The organism is Nostoc sp. UHCC 0251 (assembly GCF_034932245.1).
In the GTDB taxonomy this organism is placed as follows: domain Bacteria; phylum Cyanobacteriota; class Cyanobacteriia; order Cyanobacteriales; family Nostocaceae; genus Nostoc.
Genome location: NZ_JAYGHD010000441.1, coordinates 1 through 7479 on the forward strand (window position 1 = coordinate 1; position 7479 = coordinate 7479).

General features: G+C 43.0%; 8 protein-coding genes and 1 tRNA gene. 7 read left to right on the forward strand and 2 right to left on the reverse strand.

Going from position 1 to position 7479, the window contains the following annotated elements:
- Window positions 1-371: 371 nt before the first annotated feature.
- The 6 genes from VB740_RS34810 (at window position 372) to VB740_RS34835 (ending at window position 5041) form a co-directional block, all read left to right on the forward strand.
- On the forward strand, window positions 372-1094 hold the full coding sequence (locus VB740_RS34810) for a cyclase family protein (protein ID WP_323204371.1): 723 nt from the start codon (window positions 372-374) through the stop codon (window positions 1092-1094).
- Between the two features lie 739 nt (window positions 1095-1833).
- Window positions 1834-2034, forward strand: coding sequence for a hypothetical protein (locus VB740_RS34815; protein ID WP_323204372.1), 201 nt, complete (start codon window positions 1834-1836; stop codon window positions 2032-2034).
- 143 nt (window positions 2035-2177) lie between these two features.
- Window positions 2178-2903, forward strand: coding sequence for a hypothetical protein (locus VB740_RS34820; RefSeq protein WP_323204373.1), 726 nt, complete (start codon window positions 2178-2180; stop codon window positions 2901-2903).
- 32 nt (window positions 2904-2935) lie between these two features.
- Window positions 2936-3005: transfer RNA gene (locus tag VB740_RS34825), tRNA-Leu, on the forward strand.
- Window positions 3006-3082: 77 nt separating this feature from the next.
- On the forward strand, window positions 3083-3289 hold the full coding sequence (locus VB740_RS34830; protein ID WP_323204374.1) for a hypothetical protein: 207 nt from the start codon (window positions 3083-3085) through the stop codon (window positions 3287-3289).
- A gap of 318 nt (window positions 3290-3607) precedes the next feature.
- Window positions 3608-5041, forward strand: coding sequence for a vWA domain-containing protein (locus VB740_RS34835; protein ID WP_323204375.1), 1434 nt, complete (start codon window positions 3608-3610; stop codon window positions 5039-5041).
- A 122-nt stretch (window positions 5042-5163) separates the two neighbouring features.
- Here the strand turns inward: VB740_RS34835 and VB740_RS34840 are convergent, their stop codons facing one another.
- Together VB740_RS34840 and VB740_RS34845 are read right to left on the reverse strand one after the other, a co-directional pair.
- Window positions 5164-5316 carry a hypothetical protein gene (locus VB740_RS34840; protein WP_323204376.1) on the reverse strand — a complete coding sequence of 51 codons (153 nt, stop codon included), beginning with the start codon at window positions 5314-5316 and terminating at the stop codon, window positions 5164-5166.
- Complete coding sequence (locus tag VB740_RS34845) at window positions 5294-6121, reverse strand: DUF4351 domain-containing protein (RefSeq protein WP_323204377.1); 828 nt, start codon at window positions 6119-6121, stop codon at window positions 5294-5296. Before VB740_RS34845 ends, VB740_RS34840 begins: the two co-directional genes overlap by 23 nt.
- 471 nt (window positions 6122-6592) lie before the next feature.
- Between VB740_RS34845 and VB740_RS34850 the strand changes: the two genes are divergently transcribed.
- Entirely contained in the window at window positions 6593-7426 is an 834-nt protein-coding gene (locus tag VB740_RS34850; protein WP_323204378.1) for a hypothetical protein, read from the forward strand.
- The last annotated feature ends 53 nt before the right edge of the window (window positions 7427-7479 follow it).

Consider the following 7479-nt stretch of genomic DNA (forward strand, 5'->3'; position numbering starts at 1 on the left):
AAGCGCTGAAAATCATACCTCTTATTTTGATTTTTCTGTCAATGCGTAAGTCCTAGATATTACGCAAACTTAACCAAAAGTTAATCAAAGTTTAACTAAAAGTTAATCTATTAGTTGTTAACTAAGATTAATTCACTTTTTGCTGCAACATTTGAACCCCCCAACAACCTAAAATTTACAGGAATTGGGGGATTATTTCTTCTAATACAGGGAAGTAGGAGTAAAAATGTTGCAGTTGAATCGATGAAAAAACTTTGTAATGGTAGTAATATCTTTGCATAGGGGTAGCCAAACCCAGGCGATGTTTACGACGGTCTGCGCCTACCCACCTTTGAAAAAATCCCTGAGTATAAATAAAATAGAAGGCTGGGATGATACAACCCCAAAGTCAAAATAGTATCACCTACAGACGCGTTCTCCACCTAAGTCATGTAATTGACATAGATATTCCCCAATGGTCTGGTGACCCCCCGGTAGAATTTGAAACTGTGGCTGAACTAAATAATGATGGCTATTACCTGCGACGTTTCTCCTTGGGGGAACATAGCGCTACCCATATCAACGCCCCTAATAGTTTTCATAGTTATGCGGTGGGAATTGACCAATACCCAGCCCAATCCCTAGTTGTACCTGCGGTGGTCATAGATATTCGCCAATCCACAGCAGTTAATGCTGATTATGCCCTGACTATTGCTGATGTTCTAGCCTGGGAAGAACAATACGGTGAAATTTACCCTGGTTGCGTAGTTATATTAAATACTGGTTGGCAAAAGAAGTGGTTGGATAAAAGTGCATTTCTAAATCATGATGCTCAAGGAATTGCCCACTTTCCAGGGTTTGGCAGCGATGCGGCTCAATTCTTACTAAATGAACGCCAAATTATTGGGGTAGGAATTGATACTCATGGTGTAGATCCGGGACAAGATAACAGTTTTGCAATTAACCGCCTAGTTTTAGAACAATCGCGCATTGTCTTGGAAAATCTCACTAATTTGGATCAGCTGCCACCTAAAGGCACTACTCTAGCGATCGGGGTTCTTAGGTTGCGTGGTGGTTCTGGTTCTCCTGTGGGGGTGTTAGCGTTAGTACCTTAATTTTTATATCGATATTTGCTTCTCACGCCAATTTTTCAGACTAATTGAAGAAGGCAGAAGGCAGAGGGCAGAGGGCAGATCGCGCTTCTCTGCGAGACGCTCCGCGAACGCGTCTCCCCTTGGGAGAAGGTTCAGTTTAGAAGGGGATTCAACACCGTATTTAACTGGGGCCACAAAACAAGAAAATTTGGTGGGGGTCTTAAACCCTTGTTCCCTACGGTCACGAGCAGAGTGCAAGCTTCAGTTTTCCCTTCTGCCTTCTGCCTCCTGCCCTCTGCCTTTCTTGATAACTCGCATCGGAATGCGAAATTTGTAGTATCCCCTTGACATTATGTCGGACTTATACTACATTTGTAGTATGAAAATAAAAGCCTCCTCAAAAGGCAAAATTAAAAGCTCTCAAAACCTTAGCAATTGTTTTGACTTCTATTGAAGGTTGCAATAACCTCAATTAGAACATCGCAATCATGCTTTCCTTGGGTCTGTAGCTCTAACGGTAGAGATCCCGGATGTCACTTGTGCCCTAACAGAAAAAGCTTACATACTAGCTCAATAGTAGAGCAATCGTTTTTAAAACGATAAGTTGCAGGTGCGATTCCTGCGTGTGCACCACAGCTTTTTCGACTCGCACGAGGTGTGAGTGTAACTCTCACAGGGAGGGTATCGGTTCAATCCCGATCAGATCCACTAATACGAATTCGTAATTCGTAATTCGTAATTACAACAAGAGGTGATTGCAATGGTTCACATTCGATTTGAAGGACGTTCTATTGATGTCCCAGAAACACAACTAGGAATTGCAGCAGGGATGAATGATTTGGTGATGAAGGAGCGCATTGCTCGGCATTTAGATGTGAATAGCGATCGCCTTTCTGCTTACGTAATTGATCGCCGTCCCAGTGGTGATTTTATCATCCGCCCGGAAGCTGTCTATGGTTAAATTTCAGAGTCATTCGGTGATTTAAGACTTAATTCCGCGTTGTCTATAACCTTTACTCAATACAGAGGTGAGTTCAATGATGTTAGCTAACTCATGTTTAATAACAACTCAATTAGAACAACTGCATTTAAACAACGTGAGATATGAGCGAACATCGTTTGAGCGAGATTGTGATTGAGCGTCCTCGCGGTGGGATGAAAATTAGCCTCAAAAAGGTGACTGGCTTTAAGAAGCAATTGCACAAAATCACTGAGGAAGCGAGTCAGGATGGATTGTTGAATCCCTACCTGATTAAACCAATAAATAAATCTAAGTATCTTTCAGATCATCTCGGCCCCCTGCGTCGATTTTTGCGCTCAAAAGTCGGACAGCCTTGGAATGACGTTTACAGCCAACTGTGTCAACGATTAGATCCCAGTACAATGGCCGGACAACATGTTATCGATCATGTGTGGGGCTACGTTGAACGGTATGTAGAAATAATTGATGGTGGTTTTTACAGCAAGCCTTATCGAGGGTATCGAATTCGGCTAGATGCAAACCATCGCGATCGCTTCTATATCCATCCTGAAACTGGAATTCTTTGTGCAGCCGAGAAAATACCTCGAAAGCAGAAGCAAAAGCAGGAACAAACTGATATTGTCATCATTGATAATTATCATCAATACCAGAAGCTAAACAAGATTTGGTATTTCATTACCTTTGAAGATTTTCCACCGCCACCAACTAATTATGTGACGGATGTTGTCAAAGGTATAATTCATCGTTCTGCGGCAATGTATAGAGGTCGAATGATTTACGCTGTTAGGAAACAGCAGTGTAACAAGAAAGAAATTAGATTTATTTTAAATCAACTTTCTAAAACCTAAAATTTTCACTTCGTGCCCTAACAGAAAAAGCTTACATACTAGCCGAATGGTACAGGCACTTGACTTAAGCTCAAGCGATTACGGGTTCAAATCCCGTGTGTGAATCAACAGCTTTTTCGACTTGCACGAGGTGATCTTATTTCATTTCAATATGGAGGTGAGAACGATGAAGAAAATTAATGATTTCAACATCGAGCCTGAAGATTTCGACGATTTCTGCTTTTGAACCATCGAGCAAACGTCGTCGTGGCTACCCATCTGAAAAAGCTGTTAAACGTGGTAATCGCCTTGTTCATGGCGACAAGGAACTACAAGAAAAGCTTGGTAACAATGACCTTTGTCTTTGTGGTTCTGGTCGCTGCTTTCAAAAAGTGCTGTCGCAATAGCGGCAGATATGATGGCAGCTTACGCAGCTACTACTTTTAGGGAGTAGTACTAAGGAATGCAAATTTAATAACCTGCAATTCTGATTAAACTGGGAATGGTGCGTTACGCTCCGCTAACACACCCTACTTTTGCTTTTAGGGAGTAGTACTAACGATTTCGATACATTACATCAAAACTGGCAGTTGTTGCCGCGCCCCGATCGCAGAAGCTTACATAACTCTGCACAAGTTATACACAATGCTTCTACAACTTGCGCGGTGATATCACCTCGCGTGCAACATCTGCCTCCTCATCCTTCACAACTAGAGGAGGTTCCTATGAATACCGCAGAACGTGACCTGCGTTTGGAAATGCTCAACAGTTTGCTGACAACTCCTCACCGCAAGCTTGAGCAAGTCGCAGAAATTCATCAGTTAATTGTTGAACTCGATCCCATCTTCTACGGACATCTGGCAGTCTGGTATCAGCATCATGGTGATGTCCGCGACCACAAAGAAGTGTTTCTTGCTTACTTGTTAACTAGCAATTTAACTGAACACCGAGATGCTGGATTTATGATGCTGCAAGAGTTTCCACCCTATCAAGTGGCTCGTGTAGTGGACTTCATGAAGCAGCAGCAGAATAAACTGCCTCGTTCGGCTCGGACTGCGGTACGGCGTTACTTGACGACACGGGAGAGCAACCCGGCTCTATTTGATCGCGCCGCTTTGCGAGGTCGTAAGGCTATGAAGCACTTGTATGCTTCGCTGCACATCAAGCCAAATGAGCGGGCAAATGCGATTCTGTTCCGCGATACTCCTCCAGAAGGTTCCTTAGCAAATGTGCTGAAGCAGCTTGCGAAGGCAGAAAGTGCAGCAGAACAGGCACGGCTGATTGTGGAGTTCAAAATTCCATACACGATCGCAATTGGTGCAATCAAGCAACTCACACCAGTTGTATTGGTGGCGTTGATCAATAGCATGTCTCCCCAAGAAGCGATCAACAACCTCAAGTCTCTCCAGACTAGGGGTGCAATGGATCACCCAGAAGTCAAAAAGCTGATTGATTCCAAGCTAGAATCAGCGTCTAAAAGTACGCGTGTCTCAGCATTCAAAGCACAGATTGCAACAGACGCAGGAGATTTTGACGCAGACACCGTTGCCCGACTGGAAAAAGTGACAAATGAGCAGGTGAAGCGGCGCGGTGCGATCGCTCGTCCAACTGCTTTATTGGTGGACAAGTCTGGTTCAATGGAAAATGCGATCGCGACGGGTTTGCAACTCGCTGCCCTGATCTCTGGTATCACTAAGGCAGAACTGTTTGTTTACGCCTTTGACACAATTCCGTATCCTGTTACAGCAAAGGGCAAGGAGTTGAGCGATTGGGAGCGTGCCTTCAAGCATATCAATGCAGGCGGTGGTACTAGTATCGGTTGTGCATTGGAAGCAATGCGGAAGAAGAAGCAGGTAGTTGACCAGATAATTTTGGTGACGGATGAGGGCGAAAATGCTGGTCCTTACTTCGGTGAAGTCTACAAAAACTACTGTCGGGAGTTGGCGATAATGCCCAATGTGGTGATTGTCCGTGTAGGTACTCATTACAACTGGGTGGAGAGTCAACTGAAGCAGCAGCAAGCACCTGTAGATACGTTCACTTTCGCGGGTGACTACTACAGTTTGCCGAATATCGTCCCACTCCTGACGCGCCCCTCTCGTCTGGATTTACTGATGGAGATTTTGGATATGCCGTTGCCTGTGCGATCGGATAAGTAAATTATAAAGTATGGTAATGCTTATTCTTACAAATAGTAAGCATTACCTATCTTGTAGCTTTTAACAAAATGTAGGGGTTTAAGTCCCCGGCTTCTATCAAGCCGCAAGTGTTGTGGCTCTTTCTAAATCCCCGTTACAACACGTAATTGCGTTAGTGTAGCGGTAGCGAGTCCGCGTTCGCGCAGCGTCTCGTAGAGAGCGTCATTGCGAATTGCGTTAGCGGAGCGGGGCGTTAGCCCATTGCGAATTGGTTTAACTATTTGTATTTTGCTCAAGCCAAGCAACTAAATCAGATACATTTGAGAAATCTAAAAATTCTTCTCCTAAGCTTTCTAATTGATCAGTAGATAATACTTGAAGTCGTTCAATTATTAATGAATCTATATTACCAAAACGCCTATTGAAAAGACGTAAAGTATATTTTAATGCTTCCTTTTGCTCTCCCTTTTGCAAAATATCCTGATAAATTACTGACTCTTGCATAAGCTCCTCCCGCAACAATTTACGAATAAAATCTTTTTCAAACTTTAACCCTGCTAAAATTTCGGTGTAAGCAGCAGTATTTTGTCTTGTCTCAATATCTGAAATTTTAGCAATTTCCTGGGCAACCTGTGATAATAACGTTTCGGGTGAATTTGTTTGTGTTAACGGTGCTAAAGGTAATAATGCCAGATTGCCAATAAATAGTGCTGAATCTTGCTCCCACATCCGTATAACTCGATAACGGTGAGTTGTTACCTCGCTGACATATTCATCAGTAAAAGCGATTTCGTCACTTGTCTCCTGTAAGAAAATTACTACCTGTGTGACAGGAACTTGATATTTACGTGTCAATCTTACGTAATAATCTAGCATCCTAAGAGAAATTGGTTTTTGGGATTTGATAGTAGTTTGGAATTCCAGGTGTAAAATTCTATTTTCTGTTTGCAGGAATGTTACTGAGTCAGCGCGTATGGGTTCTATACTTAATTCAGTTTTTAAAATTTCAATTTTTTGTGGTTCTTGATTTAATAACCAAAGAATAAAATCAAGAGGATACTTTTCTGCGAGTATTTTACAAACGTTGTCATATTCTGCCATCTCAAAAATTACGCCTAATTTTAGTGATTATTCTATATGAGATTGGCTGTTGAACGATATATCAAGTAACAGCGATCGCTCTACTCCAAAATCCCTATTTTCATCTCTTTCAATTTTATGTAGTATATTGTATTATGTTAATATCCTGCGTGCCCCAACTCTTGGAGCCTACATACTAGTACGAGAGGAAAAGTAACACTGCCAAATGCAGTGGGCATGTGTGAACGGGGAGTGCGAAGAACCTGGCAGGTAGGCTTAAAAGTAGTCATCCTTGAAAGAGTGTGTAACAACTCACCAGTGGAGTCCCTCTAGTAACTGAGAACATGCAATGCTCCACCAACTTGCACGCAGAATTTTATTAATTCGTAATTCGTAATGACGCTCCTGCGTCGCTAACGTAATTCGTAATTAAGAAAGTCAGATTTTATAGGGTTGCATTGGTAGCCTTATTTTTGAAAATTGGTATTAGTTATGAGTAACATATTTAAGCTAATCAACCAAATTGCGATCGCACAAGCACAATTGTCTACAACCCAATTCCTCGCGCCCTGCGTCAAAGGTGGACGAGTTCGCACACGGGTAGCCGGGATGATCTACACCTTCAGCCCAAAGCCTAGTAAATTTCAAGGTTGGGGCATCTTTCAGCCTGTGAATGAGAAGACAGCAACGATTATAGAAGAAGCAGACTTACCCCAAATTGTGGAATACCTACAACACTTTCCCCAAATACGACTGCGGTTAGCACACCAACTACGGAGACAAACTTGGTTAGCATACCCGGTTAATGAAGTAGATATGCGTCAACGGTTGAAGGTAGTTAAGCCGATCGCAGTCCACTTAGTTACCGAGGGCGTTACCTTTGAGCAAATTATTGCCCGTTGGAATGGACATTCATGCTGGTTTGAGGAAGTAGATCGCCGTACCGATCCGGCAATTTCTGAAACTCTGCAATCTGCCGTCAAGCAACTCATTCCTGCTGAGGAATTACAGTTTAAAGGCATCACTCCAGAAATCCGCACGGTGTATGAATTAGCAACGCGGCGCATTGAGGGCTTTACTCAACCCCAACAAGATGAAAAGCGGCTGAAAAAGGCATTGCGGATGGGCGGTGGTGAATTAAATCAATTCCACGATCGCGGCGATTATTGGACAGTCGATTGGACAACTGCTGATGGTGTTCGCCATAGTAGCGCGATCGCTAAAACTGACTTGACTGTTGTCAGTTCTGGGATTTGTCTGAGTGGACGCGATCGCGATTTTGACTTGCAATCCTTAGTAGGTGTAATGGAACACCAAGAGTATTAATTACGAATTACGTTAGCGCAGCGTTAGCGACGCAGGAGCGTCATTACGAATTA